General features: G+C 57.8%; 3 protein-coding genes. 1 reads left to right on the forward strand and 2 read right to left on the reverse strand.

The window, feature by feature from the left end:
• Positions 1 to 216: 216 nt before the first annotated feature.
• A complete protein-coding gene (locus G7Y43_RS10510) occupies positions 217 to 738 on the reverse strand; it encodes a site-specific integrase (RefSeq protein ID WP_370514697.1) in 522 nt (173 codons plus the stop codon).
• Between the two features lie 283 nt (positions 739 to 1,021).
• Between G7Y43_RS10510 and G7Y43_RS10515 the strand changes: the two genes are divergently transcribed.
• A complete protein-coding gene (locus G7Y43_RS10515; protein ID WP_255464394.1) occupies positions 1,022 to 1,996 on the forward strand; it encodes a Rossmann-like and DUF2520 domain-containing protein in 975 nt (324 codons plus the stop codon).
• 111 nt (positions 1,997 to 2,107) lie between these two features.
• Here the strand turns inward: G7Y43_RS10515 and G7Y43_RS10520 are convergent, their stop codons facing one another.
• Positions 2,108 to 2,197: a hypothetical protein gene (locus G7Y43_RS10520; RefSeq protein ID WP_370514635.1), complete on the reverse strand. Its 90-nt coding sequence runs from the start codon at positions 2,195 to 2,197 to the stop codon at positions 2,108 to 2,110.
• Between the last annotated feature and the right edge of the window lie 9 nt (positions 2,198 to 2,206).

The raw sequence follows: 2,206 nt of genomic DNA on the forward strand, positions 1-2,206 counted from the left end.
TTGTGGGTTCATTTTGGCACCTCCGTATGTTTCCGCTTACATGCTAAATGATACCGCTTGGCCCCGCTTGTAACTACACTTCCCACAGCTGACACCCTGTGCTACCCACTAAAAACCGCGAAGGGCCCCTTTTTCTTTACCTTGGGACAGTATCTTTAAGGCCTGGGACAATCTGGGGACAGATTAGAACTTCGGAGGTTCGGTGCCAGCGATCAATCAAACAGCGACTTTACCGAAAATCGCGCCCATTTTACAGGCTGCACTTTCATCTTTGCCGGGCATCAAATGTGCGTAGATGTCCAATGTGGTCGATACTTTAGCATGCCCCAAGCGCTTCGATACGGTAACCACGTCCTCGCCGTTGGCGAGCAACAGCGATGCTTGGGTATGCCGCAGGTCATGCAGGCGCACGTCGAAACCGTGCGTCGCCCTGAACGCCTCGAAATCTTTCGTGAAACAGTCAGGGCGATACCATTCGCCAAGAGAGTTCGCGCATACCGGCGTCTTCTCGGTTTGGGCAGTCTCGTAGTACGCCAAACGATAGAACTGATCTTCTTTGTGACGCTTGAGCAAAGAGAGCGTATCCTCGTCAAGAGAGATAGTTCTTTCGGAGGCGTCACTCTTCGTATCTTTCAAAACGAGCTTGCTTTCCCCGTCCGCTGCGAGGTTTCCTGCATCGCAAAGCGCATGAGAAACATAGATGCGAGATGTATTGAAATCGACATCTTCCCAGCGCAAGGCACATACTTCACCTCTTCTCATGCCCGTAGCTAACGCGATATGCGCACAAGTATGACCTCCAGCTGCTCGACGGTGAAGCTTAAGCCGGGCGAGAGAGAAACCGCGTCATTCGTATGGTCGGTGTCTACGATCATACGATCATTCCGAAGAACAGGTGCTAATCCTTTGTAGGAGGGCGATACCCAGCAGTCTCACAGCGCGAGATAGCGGTTGTGTCTAGTTGCCTCCGCACGATCTTGTGACACACGGGATCGCACGCTAGAATGCGGATGGGGAAACTATCCTCCGCGAAGGGAAGGTATCGTCCCCGCGTGAAAGGACTCATATGAACGTTGGCTTTATTGGAGCCGGTAAGGTAGGAGGCGCTCTCGGACGATACTTCGTCGCGCACGGCATCCCTGTGACCGGCTATTATGACGTACACACTCCCGCAGCGCAACGTGCAGCGCAGCATACCGCAACCGCTGCATTCCCCGACGTCGTCGCCCTGGCCGCGTCAAGCGACATCGTCTTTCTCACCGTCCCCGACTCAGTCATCGCGCCTGCCTGGCATGCCCTGCACGACGCCTGCGCCGAGGCAGGCGCGCTCGAGGGCAAGGCCATCTGCCACTGCAGCGGCTGCATGCCCGCGTGCGCCATCGACGATGCGACATCATACGGCGCCCATGCCGCGAGTGCTCACCCGCTCATCGCGGTGAGCGACCCTCTCATGGACCTCGGCGTGCTCGAAGGTGCGCACATCACCCTCGAGGGCGACACGGAGGCCGTCGACGCGCTGCGCGAGCTACTAGCGAATCTGCCCAACCCCCTGCACACCATCAACAAGAACGACAAGGTGCGCTACCACGCCGCCGCTGTACTGGCGAGCAACCTTGTGCTCGCCCCGCTTGCCGCCGCCGAACGCCTCATGGCCTCCTGCAGCTTCGACGAGCAAGACGCACGCGAAGCACTTGAACCTCTCATCAGGGGAAACGTCGACGCATTCTGCACGCACGGCGCAGTGGGTGCCCTCACGGGTCCCGTCGAGCGCAACGATGTGGCCACTGTCGAGGGGCACCTGCGCGCGCTCGACGCATACGACCCCGCAACCGCTCGTCTCTACCGCGCGCTCACGTTCGCACTCGTCGACATCGCGCAGACCAAACACCCCGACCGCGACTACGCGCCACTTGCCGGCACGCTCGAACCCGACGTCGCGAACCCCTCCAATGCCGCATTGCAGGGTCACAACGGCAATGCTTGCGGATGCCACTGACACAAGGAAAAAGACGGTGTCTAAAACGTTGAAAAATCTAGCCAAGTAGGAAAGGCTTGTGTGGCACGGCAGCAGCACGACTGGGGGGTGTGGACATTTTCTTGGACATTCCTAAGCCGCTAAGCCTAGGCTCCTACGGTATTCGTTGGGACTCATCCATCCCAGCGATCTTTTGATGCGCCCCCCATTATAGAACTCTATGTAGCCATT

This window comes from Adlercreutzia sp. ZJ138, assembly GCF_011038935.1.
In the GTDB taxonomy this organism is placed as follows: domain Bacteria; phylum Actinomycetota; class Coriobacteriia; order Coriobacteriales; family Eggerthellaceae; genus ZJ141.